This window comes from Streptomyces sp. x-80 (assembly GCF_046549095.1).
GTDB lineage: Bacteria > Actinomycetota > Actinomycetes > Streptomycetales > Streptomycetaceae > Streptomyces > Streptomyces celluloflavus.
In genome coordinates this window covers 103,061-119,782 of record NZ_JAJPWM010000014.1, presented here as the reverse complement: position 1 = coordinate 119,782, position 16,722 = coordinate 103,061, and the positions used below count along the sequence as shown (strand labels likewise).

10 protein-coding genes (1 of these 10 running past the window's edge) are annotated in these 16,722 nt (G+C 71.4%); 2 read left to right on the top strand and 8 right to left on the bottom strand.

Features of this window, described 5'->3' with window-relative positions; genetic code table 11:
• From ACLJWH_RS26615 to ACLJWH_RS26580, 8 genes are all read right to left on the bottom strand, one after another.
• Positions 1-1,188: a nucleotide disphospho-sugar-binding domain-containing protein gene (locus tag ACLJWH_RS26615; RefSeq protein ID WP_411144281.1), complete on the bottom strand. Its 1,188-nt coding sequence runs from the start codon at positions 1,186-1,188 to the stop codon at positions 1-3.
• Positions 1,176-2,183: a dTDP-glucose 4,6-dehydratase gene (gene rfbB / locus ACLJWH_RS26610; protein WP_411144280.1), complete on the bottom strand. Its 1,008-nt coding sequence runs from the start codon at positions 2,181-2,183 to the stop codon at positions 1,176-1,178. Before rfbB ends, ACLJWH_RS26615 begins: the two co-directional genes overlap by 13 nt.
• A complete protein-coding gene (locus tag ACLJWH_RS26605; RefSeq protein ID WP_411144279.1) occupies positions 2,180-3,247 on the bottom strand; it encodes a glucose-1-phosphate thymidylyltransferase in 1,068 nt (355 codons plus the stop codon). The genes rfbB and ACLJWH_RS26605 overlap by 4 nt, the downstream gene beginning before the upstream one ends.
• 39 nt (positions 3,248-3,286) lie before the next feature.
• A complete protein-coding gene (locus ACLJWH_RS26600) occupies positions 3,287-3,907 on the bottom strand; it encodes a dTDP-4-dehydrorhamnose 3,5-epimerase family protein (RefSeq protein ID WP_411144278.1) in 621 nt (206 codons plus the stop codon).
• A gap of 12 nt (positions 3,908-3,919) precedes the next feature.
• Positions 3,920-4,909 (bottom strand): Gfo/Idh/MocA family protein, encoded by a 990-nt coding sequence (locus ACLJWH_RS26595; RefSeq protein ID WP_411144277.1) that lies wholly within the window; start codon positions 4,907-4,909, stop codon positions 3,920-3,922.
• Positions 4,906-6,522, bottom strand: a complete 1,617-nt coding sequence (locus tag ACLJWH_RS26590; RefSeq protein WP_411144276.1) for a GMC oxidoreductase — start codon at positions 6,520-6,522, stop codon at positions 4,906-4,908. The genes ACLJWH_RS26595 and ACLJWH_RS26590 overlap by 4 nt, the downstream gene beginning before the upstream one ends.
• 137 nt (positions 6,523-6,659) lie before the next feature.
• Positions 6,660-8,612 carry an ABC transporter ATP-binding protein gene (locus ACLJWH_RS26585; protein ID WP_411144275.1) on the bottom strand — a complete coding sequence of 651 codons (1,953 nt, stop codon included), beginning with the start codon at positions 8,610-8,612 and terminating at the stop codon, positions 6,660-6,662.
• On the bottom strand, positions 8,590-10,386 hold the full coding sequence (locus ACLJWH_RS26580; protein ID WP_411144274.1) for an ABC transporter ATP-binding protein: 1,797 nt from the start codon (positions 10,384-10,386) through the stop codon (positions 8,590-8,592). The genes ACLJWH_RS26585 and ACLJWH_RS26580 overlap by 23 nt, the downstream gene beginning before the upstream one ends.
• Positions 10,387-10,640: 254 nt before the next feature.
• Here ACLJWH_RS26580 and ACLJWH_RS26575 point away from each other — a divergent pair, with 254 nt between their 5' ends.
• Together ACLJWH_RS26575 and ACLJWH_RS26570 are read left to right on the top strand one after the other, a co-directional pair.
• On the top strand, positions 10,641-11,672 hold the full coding sequence (locus ACLJWH_RS26575; protein ID WP_411144273.1) for a GDP-mannose 4,6-dehydratase: 1,032 nt from the start codon (positions 10,641-10,643) through the stop codon (positions 11,670-11,672).
• Between the two features lie 104 nt (positions 11,673-11,776).
• Positions 11,777-16,722, top strand: partial view of a type I polyketide synthase gene (locus ACLJWH_RS26570; protein ID WP_411144272.1) — the 5' end (the start) only. The gene runs 23,365 nt beyond the window's last position; the window shows 4,946 of its 28,311 coding nt (coding positions 1-4,946); the start codon lies at positions 11,777-11,779; the stop codon falls past the right edge of the window.

Sequence of the window (16,722 nt, the reverse complement as noted above, 5' to 3'; positions counted from 1 at the left end):
TCAGCGGACTCGGTCGCGGACCTGGACGAGCTGTTCGAGGTCGGCGGCGACGCGGGACGGTGCGGGCATCTCACCCATGGCCCGCCGCAGTTCCCCGGCCGCCTTGCGGTGACCCGGCTCCGCCACCACCGACTCCAGCGCCGCCCGCAGCCGCACCGGATCGTCCTGGTGCGCGGCGCCGTCGAGAGTGACGGCGGCTCCGGCGGCGGCCAGCTGCTCGCCGTGCGCGAACTGGTCCGCCAGCTGTGGCAGGACGAGCTGCGGCAGGCCGAAGGACGTCGCGGTCATGCCCGTGCCGGTACCGCCGTGGTGCACCACCGCGTCGCAGTCGGCGAAGAGCAGATGCAGCGGCACCGGATCGACCATCCGCACCCCGTCCGGCACCGGACCCACCGCCGCCCGGTGCGCCTCGGGAACGGTCGCGACCGCCTCCACGTCGGGCAGCCCCTCGAACGCCGTCAGGATGCGCCGCAGCAGCGGCACCCCGTTCAGCTCCAGCGTCAGCGACCCCAGCGAGACGGCGACCCGCCGCACCGGTGACCCCGCCGGCCGCCGCTCGCGCAGCCACCCGGGCAGCTCACCGCTGCCGTTGAAGGGCACGTACCGGATCGGCCGGCCCGGTGCGAGCTCCGGCAGTTGGAGGCCGGGCGGGCACGGGTCGAGGACGACCGTGGGACCGGGCAGCTCCGCGAGCCCCAGCTCCGCGCAGTGCCGCCGCAGCGCCCGCCGGGCACCGGTGAGGAACGGCCCGGACAGCGGATCGACCCCGTAGCGCTGATGCACGACCGGGATGCCCAGCGCCCCGCCCACGGCGAGGACGTTGCACTCCAGCGCATCGGAGACGATCACATCGGGGCGGAACTCGCGGGCGAAGGCGACGTACTCGGGCAGCACGCGCTCGCTGTGGGCCAGCCAGTTGGGGGGGAACTCGCTCAGCTGCTCCGCGGTCCAGCGGCCGATCACCTCCAGCGGCCGCTTGCCCGGCGGCAGCAGCCGGCGCAGCTCCTCGTCGGCGCGGAACCAGTCGCCGAGGGAGACGGCGTTCAGCCCGGCCTGCCGGGCCACGCCCAGCACATCCGGCTGCCCGGCCACCAGCAGTTCGTGGCCGGCGGCGCGCAGCGCCCACGCCAGCGGGACCAGCGGCATGAAATGGGTGGCGGCGGGGCTCGGGATCATCAGGACGCGCATGGGGTCTCCAGGTCGTGAGCGGGCGGACTCTGGTGCTTGCCGGCCGTCCACCAGCCGGGGTTGTCGCGGTACCAGGCGACGGTCTCCGCCAGACCCTGTTCGAAGGGCACCCACGGGGCGTACCCCAGCTCCTCGCGGATCTTGCTCTCGTCGAGGGAGTAGCGCCGGTCGTGGCACTTGCGGTCGGCGACGTACCGGATCATGGAGTCGTCCGCACCGCACAGCTCCAGCAGCCGCCGCGTCAGGTCGGCGTTGGTGCGCTCGTTGCCGCCGCCGATGTGGTAGACCTCCCCGGCCCGGCCGCCCGTCAGCACCAGCTGGATGCCACGGCAGTGGTCGTCCACGTGCAGCCACTCGCGGACGTTGAGCCCGTCGCCGTAGAGCGGCACCGGCCGGCCCTCCAGCAGCTGGGTGACGAAGAGCGGGATGACCTTCTCGGGGTGCTGGTACGGCCCGTAGTTGTTGGAGCAGCGGGTGATCGACAGGTCCAGGCCGTGGGTCTTGACGTAGGACCGGGCCACCAGGTCGGCGGCGGCCTTGGACGCGGCATAGGGGGAGTTGGGCTCCAGCGGCGACCGCTCGGTCCACGAGCCCTCGGCGATGGAGCCGTACACCTCGTCGGTGGAGACGTGCACGACGCGCGCGACGCCGCTGCGCAGACAGGCTTCGAGGAGGGTCTGGGTGCCGAAGACATTCGTCGTGACGAAGTCGGCGGCGGCCTCGATGGAGCGGTCGACGTGCGATTCGGCGGCGAAGTGCACCACCGCGTCATGGCCGGGCAGCAGATCGAGGAGGAGCGGCAGATCGGTGACATCGCCGTGGACGAACGTCAGCCGGGGGTGCTGGCCGGGGAGGTTGGCGCGGTTGCCCGCGTAGGTGAGCTTGTCCAGGACGGTGACCTGGGCGTCCTCGTAGCCGGGATAGCCGCCGGCCAGCAGCGTGCGGACGTAGTGCGAGCCGATGAAGCCGGCGGCACCGGTGGCCAGCACCCTCATGCCGCCACCTCGATCCGGGCGTGGTCGCCGACGACCAGGCAGTGGTGGTCCGCGCCCTCGGCCCGCGCGTCCACGGTCGCCGCGCGGCCGATCAACGAGCCGCGCAGGCCCCGGACCTGGGTCACGGTCGCGCCGTCCAGGGTGATCGAGTACTCGATCCGGGTGTCCCGCAGCACACAGTCGCGCCCGATCGCGGTGTGCGGACCGATATGGCAGTTCTCCACCACGCTGCCCGCACCGACGATCACCGGCCCTTCGATCCGGGAGCCGGTGACCCGGGCCCCGGCCCCGATGATCACCGGCCCGCGCAGCTCGCTCGCCGCGTCCACCTCGCCCGCCACACCGGACACGATGCCGTCCAGCAGCTTGCGGTTGCACTCCAGCACATCCGCCACGCTGCCGGTGTCCTTCCAGTACCCGCCGTACTCGCCCGCCCGTACCACCGCGCCGGACGACACCAGCCACTGCACGGCGTCGGTGATCTCCAGCTCGCCCCGGGCGCTGGGCCCGATGGCGGCCACGGCCTCGTGAATGGCCGGGGTGAAGAAGTACACGCCGATCAGCGCGAGATCGCTGCGCGGCCGCGCGGGCTTCTCCACCAGGCGCAGCACCTCGCCGTCCGGGCCGAGTTCGGCCACTCCGTACGCGCTGGGATCCGCCACCTTGCGCACGAGGAGCTGGGCGGCGGGGCGGTGCGCGGTGAACTGCTCGGCGGACTCCCTGATGCCTTCGGGCAGCATGTTGTCGCCGAGATACATGACGAAGTCGTCATCGGCGAGGAAGTCCCGCGCTATGGCGACCGTGTGCGCGAGACCGCGGGGCGCGTCCTGTTCGATGAACGTCAGGCGCAGCCCCAGCCGGGAACCGTCCCCGAGCGCCGCGGCGATCTGCGGACCCCGGTCCCCGACGATCACCCCGACCTCGGTGACTCCCAGCTCCCGGATGTTCTCCAGCACATATTCCAGCACCGGCTTATTGGCAATGGGAATGAGCTGTTTGGGCATGGAATGGCTGAACGGCCGCAGACGGGTCCCCGACCCGCCCGCCAACACCAGGGCCTTCATGACAGTTCCTCTTCTCGCCTCGCGGACGGGCATCGCAGGTCACCGCTCGCGCAGCCGTGCATAGTGCGCGAGACACTCGTCGTACGTCGGCAGCAGCCCCGCGGCGATTGCCTCGGCCGCATTCGGCGCGGCCGCGTCCTTGTCGGACATCACCGGGTCGCAGGTGAGATTCCAGGGAATTCCCAGCTGTGGATCCAGCGCATTGACGTCGATCATTGTGCCGGGCACATACTCCGTGGAGCAGAGGTAATTCATGCACACGTCGTCGGTCAGCGCGAGAAACGCATGACCGAGTCCGTCGGCCATGTACACGGAGACCCCCGACTCCTCGTCCTGGTGCGTGATCTCGAACTCCCCGAACGTGGGGGAGCCGACCCGCAGATCCACCGCCACGTCGAGCACCGCGCCCCGGACGCACGTCACGAGCTTCGCCTGCCCCGGCGGCAGGCTCGTCGCATGGATACCGCGCAGCGTCCCGCGCCGCGACACCGAATAGTTGGCCTGCGCGATCCGGAAGGGATAGCCGATGGCCTCGGTCAGCGCGGCCGACCGGAACGCCTCGTAGAAGGAGCCCCGCCGGTCGGGAATCCTCCGCGGGGTGATGCGGAACGCGTTCGGGATTTTCAGCTCGGACACGTCGAATTGCTGCTCGGGACGCAACGGATACTCCTGTCACCTGTCCGCGTAGACCGCTTGACGGGCCATGTCGTCGATCAGTCCGACCAGCCGCACGGAGGCGTCCAGTTCGGACCCGGTTCCCGCATCACGGGCCACCGCGCCCACGAAATCCTCGACGATGCGGGCGAATTGGTCGTCGGCCGGCAGCACAATTTCCTCACGGTGGTCCTGACGCTCCACCCGGACGACGGGCTGCCACGAAGCGGGCGGCGTGAAAACGCGGTCCACGCTCAGCCGGCCGGTACTGCCCAGAATCTCGTAGTCGGTGCGGTACGAATGCTCCATGCCGAACGTGAGCTGCGCCGGAATTCCCGACGGGGTGGTCAGCAGCACGCTGCCCGACAGCACGGCGCCCTGCCGGCGGCGCAGCGTCGCGCCCACCACCGTCAGCTCCGGCCCCAGGAAGTACAGGGCCGCCCGGAGCGGATAGACCGCGACGTCGAGGAGCGCGCCGCCGCCCACCTCGGGCCGGTAGCGGATGTCGCCCTCCGGCTTCGGCGGGATGGTGAACGCGCTCCGGAAACCGCGCAGTTCACCGATCGCACCGTCGGCGACCAGATCGGCGACCCGGGCGTGCTGCGAGTGGTGCAGGAACATGGCGTTCTCCCGCAGCACCAGACCGCGCTCGCGCGCGAGGCGGACGAGGGCCTCGCTCTCGGCGCGGGAGGCCGACAGGGGCTTCTCGGCGAAGACGTGCTTGCCCGCCTCCAGGGCGCGGGTGACCCACGGAGCGAGCAGCATCGCGGGCAGCGGTACGTACACCGCGTCGATGTCGGGGCGGGCGAGCAGCGCGTCGTAGCCGTGCACGGCCGCGCAGCCGAACCGGTCCGCGAAGCGCTGCGCCTTCTGCGGGGTGCGGCTCGCGATGGCGACCGGCGTCGCGTCCGGGTTCGCGCAGAGCGCCGGGAGCGTGCGGCGCCAGGCGATGTCGGCGCAGCCGAGCACGCCGAAGCGCACCGGGGCCCGGGAATCCGGCGACGTCATGGGGCAGTCCTCCGTACTTCGTCGGGCAGGTCCTCTGCGATGACCCGCTCGATGTTGCGCTCGGCGAGCGCGGTGATCGTCACGAACGGGTTGACACCGACGGACCCGGGGACCAGTGAGCCGTCGGTGACGTACAGATTGCGGTATCCGGACACCCGGCCGTAGAGGTCGGTGGCCTCGCCGAGCACACAGCCGCCGAGCGGGTGGTAGCAGAAGTCGTCGGCGAAGTTGCGGGTGTCGCCGAACAGGTCGTAGCGGTAGATCGTCCCGTTGGCCCGGTTGATCCGGTCGAAGAGCGAACGGGCGGCTTCCACGGCCGGGGTGTTCTGGTCCCGGGTCCAGTCGAGCCCGAGCCGGCCGGTGGCCTTGTCGTAGGTGAAGCTGCCGCGCTCGGGATTCCTGGCGATCGCCAGATAGAGGCTGACCCAGGTCTCCAGCCCCGCCGGCATGGGGGCGATCTCCGCGTACACGGGGTGGGTGGGGTTGGCCCGGTCGTCGATGGCGAGCGTGGGGATGGACGACTGTCTGCTGCCGGTGGGATCCCAGAGATGGTTGGCGCGGGCGGTCATGATGTTGCCGTTGGTGCCCCAGCCGGTGCCGAGGCGGGTGCTCAGATCGGGCAGGGCGCCGGTCTCCCGGGCCCGCAGCAGGAGTTCGGTGGTGCCGAGGCTGCCCGCGCCGAGGAAGAGCGCGCGGCAGCCGATCTCCGTGCGCTCCAGCACGGTGCCGAACGGGTCGCTCCGCTCGACCGACAGGACGTAGCCGCCGTCGCTCTCCCGGCGGATGGACGTGACCCGCGAAAGCGTCTCGATGGTGACCTTGCCGGTGCCCAGGGCCGCTGCCAGATACGTCTTGTCCAGGCTGTTCTTGCCGCCGTTGTTGCCGTAGATGACCTCCGAGTCCAGCGCGGACTTCGGCGCGGTCCCGGCCGCTTCGCGCTGCATATGGCCGAAGTCGTAGACATTCGGCACGAACGAGGTGCCGATACCGGCCCGTTCGGCGGCGGTCCGGGACACCCGGGCGAACTGGTAGTAGTCCGTGCTTTCGAAGAAATCGGCGGGAATGCTGTTGACCTTCAGCATCGCATTGGCCCGCGGGAAATAGCGGTCGTACATCTGCCCGGCATCGACGTGCGGCAGCACTTCCTCGAAATACGAACGCAGCGGGGTCACCGCCATACCGCCGTTCACCAGCGAACCGCCGCCCACGCCCCGCCCGACGTAGACCGACATCTCACGGAACCGGACCTTGTCCAGCACGCCCGCGTACGACTCGATGTCGCGGTTCACCACGTCCAGCCAGAGGAAGCTGCCCAGGGGTGCCTCGGTCCGCGTCCGGAACCATGTGGAGCGGCGGTCCGGGGTGGTCATCTTGGAGAAGACCTTGCCGTCCGGGCCCGCCTGGTTCCAGAGCTGGCCCATCTCCAGCATCAGCGTGGTCACCCCGGCCTCGGCCAGCCGGAGCGCCGAGACGGCCGCGCCGTACCCGGTGCCGACGACGATCGCGGGCACGAAGGAGCGGCTGCCGTCGTGCGACGCCCGGCCCCGCACCGCCGCGTGCGCCGCGGTGACCGTGGTGGCCCCGGCGGCCGCGGCCGCGCTCAGCGTCGCCATACCGAGGAAACGCCGCCGGGAAAGTGTCGAATGCGCTGACACGCTGAATTGCACCAAGCCTTTCGGTCGGGCAGGGAAGAAGAACGAGGCGATGCGGACACGGAAAAGGTTTTCGCTGCACGCTATACAGCGGAACGCTAGGAAATTCCCCATACCGTGTCCGGGCGCCCGGCCGAATGCGCGGCCCCGGCCGCCGGATCCGTATGCGCCGCGTACAGGCGCGCATATGTTCCGCCGTTGTCCAACAGTTCGCTGTGTGTGCCCTGTTCGGCGATCCCCCCGGATTCCATGACCACGATGACATCGGCGTCGCGGATGGTGGACAGCCGGTGCGCGATGATGAAACTCGTCCGGCCCGCGCGCAGCGAGCCCAGCGCACGCTGGATGAGCACCTCGGTACGGGTGTCGACCGCGCTCGTCGCCTCGTCCAGCACCAGGATCGCGGGATCGGCGAGGAACGCCCGTGCCACGGTGATCAGTTGCCGCTCGCCGGCGCTGGCGTTCGAGCCCTCGTCGTCCAGCACGGTGTCGTATCCGTCCGGCAGTGTGCGCACGAACCGGTCCACACAGGTGGCGCGCGCCGCGGCCACGATCTCCTCGCGGGTGGCGCCGGGGCGGCCGTACGCGATGTTCTCGGCGATGGTGCCGCCGAACAGCCAGGCGTCCTGGAGCACCAGCCCGAACTGCGCGCGCACCTCCTCGCGCGTCATCAGCGCGGTGTCCGTGCCGTCCAGCAGGATGCGGCCGCCACTCGGCTCGTAGAACCGCATGAGGAGGTTGCCCACCGTGGTCTTGCCCGCCCCGGTCGGTCCGACGATCGCCACCGTGCGGCCGGGCGCGACGGTCAGCGACAGGTCCTCGATCAAGGGCGTGCCGGGGGAGTAGCGGAACGACACCCGCGCGAACTCCACCTGGCCGCGCACCCGCCCCGGCCGCACCGGAGTCCGCGGGTCCGGCCGCTGCTCGTCCGCGTCGAGCAGCGCGAAGACCCGCTCGGCGGACGCCACTCCGGATTGCAGCCGGCCCGCGATGCTCGCCACCTCGACGATCGGCTGGCTGAACTGCCGGGAGTAGAGGATGAACGCCTGGACGTCCCCGAGGGACAGTGCGCCGCTCAGGACCCGCAGCGCGCCGACGACCGCCACGGCGATATAGCCGAGCGCGGCCACGAACGTCATCGCCGGCTCGATGGCGCCGGACGCGAACTGCGCCTTGACACCGGCCGCGAACACGGCGTCGTTGTGCTCGTCGAAGCCGCGCTCGGCCAGTTCGCGCCGGCCGAACCCCTTCACCAGCGCGTGCCCGCCGTACATCTCCTCCACATGCGCGCTGAGCGACCCGGTGGCGCCCCACTGTTCGGCGTACCGCGGCTGGGCCCGCCGGGCGATCCACGCGGCCAGCAGCGCCGACACCGGCACGCTCGCGAGCATGACGAGCGCCAGCAACGGCGAGATCACCACCATCAGGACCAGCATGCTCAGGATGGAGAACACCAGGATGATCAGCTGGCCGAGCGTCTGCTGGAGGATCTGCTGGAGATTGTCGACGTCATTGGTCACCCGGCTCAGCAGCTCGCCCGCGGGATGCCGGTCGAAGTAACTCAGCGGCAGCCGCGCGAGTTTCGCCTCGACCCGCTCGCGCAGCTCGAAGATGACGCGCTGGACGACGGTCGCGGCCAGCCGGCCCTGGAGCAGGGTGCAGAGCGATGCGGCGAGATACAGCGCGAGGGTGATCAGCAGCAGCCGGCCGACCCCGCCGAAGTCGATGCCCCGGCCGGGCACCACATCGACCGTCGAGAACACCCGGGCGAGCGTGTCGTGGCCCTCGGCGTGCAGCCGGGCCAGCGCCTCCTGCCGGGTCGTACCGGCGGGCAGCTGCCGGCCGGCGACCCCGGCGAAGATCAGGTCCGTGGCCTGGCCCAGGAGCTTCGGGCCGAGGGCGCTGAGCGCGATACCCGCGATCCCGAGCATGAGCAGCACGGCGACCCGCGGCCGGTGGGGCCGCAGCAGGCCCAGCAGCCGGCGGCCCGTACCGGGGCCGGTGTCCGGGCCGGTGGCCCGCGGGCGGTTACGGCTGCTCGGCCAGCGCATCGGCGGCCTCCTCGGCGCTGAACCGGTGGACCGGGGACGGCCCCGCGGGCCGCGCCGGCGGGGAGAGCTGGGACCGGGCGATCTCCCGGTAGGTGGGGCAGGTGCGCAGCAGCGCGTCATGGGTGCCGTGGCCCACGATCCGGCCCTCGTCCAGGACCACGATGCGGTCGGCGTGCCGGACCGTGGCGACCCGCTGGGCGACGGTGACGACGGTCGCGCCGGCCAGCTCGGGCGCGAGGGCGGCCCGCAGCGCCGCGTCCGTGGCGTAGTCGAGGGCCGAGAAGCAGTCGTCGAACAGATAGATCCGGGGTCTGCGCAGCAGCGTGCGCGCGATGGCCAGGCGCTGCCGCTGCCCGCCCGACAGATTCGTACCACCCTGCGCCACCGGCGCGCCGAGACCGTCGGGCAGCCGCTCGACGAAGTCCCGCGCCTGCACGGTCGCCAGCGCCCGCCACAGCTCCTCATCGGTGGCCGCCGGATTCCCGAAGCGCAGATTCGACGCGATCGTGCCGGAGAAAAGCTGAGATCGCTGCGGTACGAATCCGACCGTGCGGAAAAGAACGTCGGTATCCCATTCCCGGACGTCCGCGCCGCCCACCCGCACGGCGCCGGCCGTGACATCGAACTGCCGGAGTACGAGATTGAGCAGCGTTGTCTTACCGCTTCCGGTGCTGCCGAGAATGGCCACCTGTTCACCCGGGCGTACCGTGAGATCGATGCCCCGCAACACCGGTTCCTGCGCGCCAGGATATCGGAACTCCGCTCCACACAATTCGAGACCGGTGTCGGTATCTGTCCGGGCTCGCGGTACCGGCGGTGGGACGCTCGGGGCGGTGCCGAGGACTTCCTGGATACGGCCTGCGGAGACTCTGGCCCGCGGTACCGACAGGAATACGAACGTCACCATCACAACCGACATGAGGATCAGGCTCAGATAGCCGAGAAAGGCACTCAGCGCACCCACCTGCATGGCACCCGTTCCGATGCGGCCGGCGCCGAACCAGACCACCGCCACCCCGAACACGTTCAGCACCAGCAGCACGACCGGGAACATCGTCGCGATCTGCCGGCCGACCCGCAGGGAGATCCCGTTCAGCTCGGAGTTCAGCTCCCCGAACCGTTCGCGTTCGCGAGTGTCCTGGACGAAGGCACGCACCACCCGGACCCCGGTGATCTGTTCGCGCAGCACCCGGCCCAGCCCGTCGAGCCGGGTCTGCATCAGCGCGTACCACGGGCTCATCCGGGACAGCAGAATCCCGAAGACGGCACCGAGCACCACCACGAGAGCCACCAGGCACAAGGACAGCGGCACATCCTGGCGCAGCGCCAGCAGCAGGCTACCGACGCACATCAGCGGCGCCGGGACCACCACCCCGAACGCCGACACCACCAGCATCTGCACCTGCTGGACATCGTTGACGGTCCTGGTCAGCAGCGACGGTGTGCCGAACCGCCCGACCTCGCGCGCGGCGAAGTCCAGCACCCGGCGGAAGACCGCGGAGCGCACATCACGGCCGAGCGCCATCGCCGTACGGGAGGCGAGCAGCGCCGCGGCGAGCGAGCAGCAGACCTGCACGAGCGCCACGGCCAGCATCACCGCGCCGGTACGCCGGACAAAGTCCGCCTCGCCCTTGACCACACCGTCGTCGATGAGGGCGGCGCCGAGCGTCGGCAGCGCCAGCGCCGCCAGGATCTGCACCAGTTGCAGCAGCAACAGCAGGGCGACGGTGCGGGCGTAGGGCCGCAGGCGGACACGCAGGAGTGTGATCAGCACCGTGATTCTCCGGACGGCAGGGTCGGCCGACCGCCGACATACTCCAGTCCAGCGCACCGGGCACGCGAGAATCACTAGTCTTCCGCGGCTCCTGGACCACGGTCCGGGCTGCTCAACTCGGGAATTCCCTAGTGTGCAGGGGTTTTCTTGACACCCGCCGACGGGGGCTGCGAGCGTGCCGTCCATATTGGCCGGACAGGCGGCATATCTCGGTGCCAAGGTCGACGACCGGCATTTCACGGGAAGGGGATGAGATGTCCAAGCGCGCGCTGATCACCGGGATCACCGGGCAGGACGGTTCTTACCTGGCAGAACACCTGCTTTCGCAGGGATACCAGGTGTGGGGACTGAACCGGGGCCAGGCGAATCCGCGGAAATCGCGGGTCAGCCGGCTCGTATCCGAACTGTCCTTTGTGGACGGCGATCTGATGGACCAGGCGAGCCTCGTGTCCGCCGTGGACAAGGTGCAGCCCGACGAGGTCTACAACCTCGGCGCCATTTCCTTTGTGCCGATGTCGTGGCAGCAGGCCGAACTGGTCTCCGAGGTCAACGGCATGGGCGTGCTGCGGGTGCTCGAAGCCATCCGCATGGTGAGCGGCCTGAACGGCTCCCGCAACGACAGCGGCGCACAGATCCGCTTCTACCAGGCGTCCTCGTCCGAGATGTTCGGCAAGGCCGCCGAGACCCCGCAGAGCGAGACGACCCGCTTCCACCCCCGCAGCCCCTACGGCGTCGCGAAGGCGTACGGGCACTTCATGACGCGCAACTACCGCGAGTCCTTCGGCATGTACGCCGTCTCCGGCATGCTCTTCAACCACGAATCCCCGCGCCGCGGCGCCGAGTTCGTCACCCGCAAGATCTCGCTCGCCGTCGCCCGCATCAAGCTCGGCCACCAGGAGAAGCTGCACCTCGGCAACCTCGACGCCGTACGGGACTGGGGCTACGCCGGCGACTACGTGCGCGCGATGCACCTCATGCTCCAGCAGGACGAGCCGAGCGACTACGTCGTCGGCACCGGCGCCATGCACTCGGTGCGCGACGCGGTCCGGTTCGCGTTCGACCACGTCGGCCTCGACTGGCGCGACCACGTCGTCATCGACCCGGCGCTGGTCCGCCCCGCCGAGGTGGAGATCCTCTGCGCCGACTCCGCACGCACCCGCGCCGAACTGGGCTGGGAGCCCACCGTCGACTTCCCCGAACTGATGCGGATGATGGTCGACTCCGACCTCAAGCAGGCCACCCGCGAGCACGAGTACGGGGACCTTCTGCTGGCCGCCAGCTGGTAACCCACCCCCATGGGCGGCCCTGCCGCCACCGGGGCGCACCGCGCGGGGTGCGGGAAGTCCGGCCACTGGCCGTCGAGATCGCTGTCGAGATGGGTTGAGTTGAGATGGACAACGAACAGAAGCTCCGGGACTACCTCAAGCGAGCGACTGCTGATCTCCAACGCACGCGGCAGCGGGTGCAGGACCTGGAATCGGCGGCGCAGGAGCCCATCGCCATCGTCGGCATGACCTGCCGCTACCCCGGCGGCGTGCGCAGCCCCGAGGACCTGTGGCAGATGGTCGTCAGCGGTGCGCACGGCATCTCGGCCTTCCCCGCCGACCGCGGCTGGGACCAGGAAGCCCTCGGCGCGTCCGCGACCACCTCGGGCGGCTTCCTGCACGACGCCGCCGAGTTCGACACCGCCTTCTTCGGGATCTCGCCGCGCGAGGCCGTGGCCATGGACCCTCAGCAGCGCATCCTGCTGGAGTCCGCCTGGGAGGCTGTCGAACGCGCCGGCATCGACCCCACCGGACTGCGCGGCAGCCGGACCGGTGTCTTCATGGGCGCGATGGCCCAGGAGTACCGGGTCGGCCCCGCCGACGGAGCGGAGGGCTTCCAGCTCACCGGCAACACCGGCAGCGTGCTGTCCGGACGCATCTCCTACTTCCTGGGCACCGTCGGTCCCGCCGTGACCGTGGACACGGCCTGCTCGTCCTCGCTCGTCGCCCTGCACCTGGCCACCCAGGCGCTGCGCGCCGAGGAGTGCTCCCTCGCGCTCGCCGGCGGCGTCACCGTCATGTCCAGCCCCGCGACCTTCCTCGAATTCAGCCGCCAGGGCGGTCTGTCCGCCGACGGCCGCTGCCGGTCCTTCGCCGACTCCGCCGACGGCACCGGCTGGGCCGAGGGCGTGGGCGTCCTCGTCCTGGAGCGGCTCTCCGACGCCCGGCGCAACGGCCACCACGTACTGGCCGTGGTGCGCGGCAGCGCCGTCAACCAGGACGGTGCCTCCAACGGCCTCACCGCCCCCAACGGCCCCTCCCAGCAGGCCGTCATCCAGCAGGCCCTGGTCAACGCCCGGCTGTCGCCCGGCGAGATCGACGCCGTCGAGGCCCACGGCACCGGCACCACGCTCGGCGACCCGGTCGAGGCCCAGGCGCTGCTGGCGACGTACGGCCACGACCGCGCCCCCGAACGCCCGTTGCTGCTGGGCTCGGTGAAGTCCAACATCAGCCACACCCAGGCCGCCGCCGGCGTCGCCGGCGTGATCAAGATGGTCATGGCGATGCGGCACGGCGTCCTGCCGAGCACGCTGCTCGTGGACGCCCCCTCGTCCCACGTCGACTGGTCCCAGGGCGCGGTCCGGCTGCTCACCGAGAACCTCCCCTGGCCCGAGACGGGAGCGCCACGGCGGGCGGCCGTCTCCTCGTTCGGTATCAGCGGCACCAACGTCCACACCATCGTCGAACAGGCCCCCGAAACACCGCCGGCCGCCGAGCCGGCGGGCACGCCGGCCGTCGCCCCGGACGTCGTACCGGTGCTGCTGTCCGGCCGGACCCAGGACGCCCTGCACGCACAGGCCGGACGGCTGCTGACCGCCCTGGCGGAGGACCCCGCACCCGGCGTCCTCGACACCGCCTACTCCCTGGCGACCACCCGGACCGCCTTCGCCCACCGGGCGGTCCTCGTCGCCGCCGACCGCGACGAGGTACGCGCCCAGCTCACCGCCCTCGCCGCCGGCGGCGACCCGGCGGGCCTGGTCCAGGGCACGGCCCAGGGCGACGGGAAGCTCGTCTTCGCCTTCACCGGGCAGGGCAGCCAGCGGCTCGGCATGGGCCGCGAACTCCACCGCCGCTACCCGGTGTTCGCCCAGGCACTGGACGAGGTCCTCGCCGAACTCGACCCCCACCTGGACCGCCCGCTGCGCGACGTCATGTGGGGCGAGCGGGCGGCGGACCTGGACGAGACCGGATACGCGCAGCCCGCGCTGTTCGCCGTCGAGGTGGCGCTGTTCCGCCTGCTGCGCTCCTGGGGCGTCAAACCCGACTTCCTGACCGGCCACTCCATCGGCGAGATCACGGCCGCCCACGTGGCCGGCGTGCTGTCGCTGCCCGACGCCGCACAGCTCGTCGCCGCCCGCGGCCGGCTGATGCAGGCGCTGCCGGCGGGCGGCGCGATGGCGGCGGTACAGGCCACCGAGGACGAGGTCGTACCGCTGCTGACCGACCGCGTCGCCATAGCGGCCGTCAACGGCCCGTCGGCCGTCGTCCTCGCCGGCGACGACGACGCGGTGACCGAGCTCACCGCGCACTTCGCGGCGCAGGGCCGCAAGACCACCCGGCTGCGCGTCTCGCACGCCTTCCACTCGCCGCGCATGGACCCGATGCTCGACGCGTTCCGCCGCGTCGTGGCCGGACTCTCCCTCCAGGCCCCCCTCACCCCGATCGTCTCCAACCTCACCGGCGAACCGGTGACGGTCCAGCAGGTCACCTCCGCCGACTACTGGGTGGATCACGTCCGCCGGCCGGTACGGTTCGCCGACGGCATCCGCTGGCTGCGCGACCACGGCGCCACCACGTACCTGGAGCTCGGCCCCGACGGGGTGCTCTCCGCCCTGACCCGGGCCTGCCTCGACGAACCCGGCGACGACGACCTCGCCACGTTCCCCGTGCTGCGCTCCGGCCGCCCCGAGACCCACACGCTCACCACCGCACTCGCCGGCCTGCACGTGCGGGGCATCCCCGTACGCTGGGACGCCTGCTTCGCGGACACCGGCGCGCGCCACGTCGACCTGCCCACCTACGCCTTCCAGCGCCGCCGGTACTGGCCCAAGAACGGTCCGGCCCACTCCGGCGACCTGCGCTCCGCCGGACTGGGCGCGGCCCACCACCCGCTGCTCTCCGCGGCCGTCTCCCTGGCCGACTCCGACGGCGCCCTGCTCACCGGCCGCCTCTCCCTGCTCACCCACCCCTGGCTCGCCGACCACGCGGTACAGGGCTCGGTACTGCTCCCCGGCACCGCCTTCCTGGAGCTGGCCATCCGTGCCGGTGACGAGGTCGGCTGCGACCGGGTCGAGGAACTGACCCTCGCCGCACCACTGGCACTGCCCGAACAGGGCGGCGTCCAGGTGCAGTTGTGGATCGGCGGCCCCGACGCGTCCGGCCGCCGCACCCTCGCCGTCTACTCCCGCCCGGACGGCGCCGACGAACTCCCGTGGACGCAGCACGCCACCGGTGTGCTGACCACGGGGGAGCGGCGCGCCGACTTCGACGCCGCGGTGTGGCCGCCGGCGGACGCGCGAGCGGTGGACGTGGCCGGGCTGTACGAACGGCTGGCCACGGACGGCTTCGCGTACGGACCGGTGTTCCAGGGGCTCCGCGCGGCCTGGCGGCGCGGGGACGAGATCTACGCCGAGGTGGCACTGCCGGAGGACACCGGCGGCGAGGCGAGCGCGTTCGGCGTGCACCCCGCGCTGCTCGACGCCGCACTGCACGCGGCGGCGCTCACCGGGCCGGGCGGCCCGGAAGCGGACGGTCAGGGCAGGGTGCCGTTCTCCTGGGAGGGCGTGTCGCTGCACGCGACCGGTGCCGCGGCGCTGCGGGTGCGCCTGACCCCGGCGGACGACGGCGCCGTGTCGATCGCGGTCGCGGACGTCTCCGGTGCCCTGGTCGCGACGGTGGACTCGTTGCTGCTGCGCGCCGTGGGAGGCGAGCAGCCGGCCGCGGCGACCGGTCCCGGCCGCGACTCACTGTTCCGGCCGGACTGGGTACCGGTGCCCGCCGCGGATGCGGTGGCGGGTCCGGTGGCGGTGCTGGGGTCGGATGTGTTCGGTCTGGCCGATGCCTTGCGGGGTTCGGGGGTTGAGGTCGTCACGGCGGCGGATGTGGCGTCGCTGGATGGTCCGGTGCCGGACACCGTCCTGGTGTCCGTGCAGGCGGTGCCGGGTGCGGAGGCTGTCGGCTCGGTGCACGCGCTTGTCTCGGGCGCGCTGGCCCGGGTGCAGGAGTGGTTGGCGGACGAGCGGTGTGCCGACTCCCGTCTGGTGTTCGTCACCCGTGGTGCGGTGGGTGGTGAGGATCTGGCGGCGGCGTCGGTGTGGGGTCTGGTGCGCTCCGCGCAGACAGAACATCCCGGCGCCTTCGGTCTGCTGGATCTGGAGTCCTCGGTGTCGGGGGAGTCTGTTGGGTTGTCGGGGTCGGTGTTGGTGCGGGCGTTGGCGGTGGATGAGCCGCAGCTGGTTGTGCGGGAGGGGGAGCTGCGGGCGGCGCGTCTGGTGCGTGCGGCTGTCGGTGAGCAGGCGGTGGTGCCCGTCTGGGGCGATGGTGCGGTGCTGATCACGGGTGGTACGGGTGGTCTGGGTGCGGTGGTCGCGCGTCATTTGGTGAGCGAGCATGGTGTGCGGCGTCTGCTGCTCGTCAGTCGGCGGGGTGGTGAGAGTCCGGGCGCGGCTGATCTGGTGGCGGAGCTGGCGGCATGCGGTGCTGAGGCTCAGGTCGTGGCTTGTGATGTGGCGGACCGTGATGCTGTGGCTGGTCTGCTGGCTGGTCATGGGGTGTCGGCGGTGGTGCATGCCGCGGGTGTGCTTGATGACGGTGTTGTCGGGTCGATGACTGCTGAGCGGCTTGCGGCCGTGTTGCGGCCGAAGGTGGATGCGGCGTGGCATCTGCATGAGCTGACTCGGGACCTGGACCTGTCCGCCTTCGTGGTGTTCTCGTCCGTGGCGGGGACGTTCGGTGGTGCTGGCCAGGCCAACTATGCGGCGGGCAATGCCTTCCTGGACGCTCTGATCCAGCGGCGTCGTGCTGAGGGTCTGCCGGGTGTGTCGCTGGCGTGGGGCCCCTGGGCCCAGGACACCGGAATGACCAGCGGTCTCGGTGCGGGGGATCTGCACCGGCTGGCGGAGTCCGGTATGCCGGCGCTCTCGGTCGCGCAGGGTGTGGCGCTCTTCGACGCGGCCCTCGCCACCGCCGAACCGGTGCTGCTGCCGGTCCGGCTGGACCTCCCGGCCCTCCATGCCCAGGACCAGCTCCCGTCCGTGCTGCGCGGCCTCGTCCGCGGCCGGACGCGTCGTGC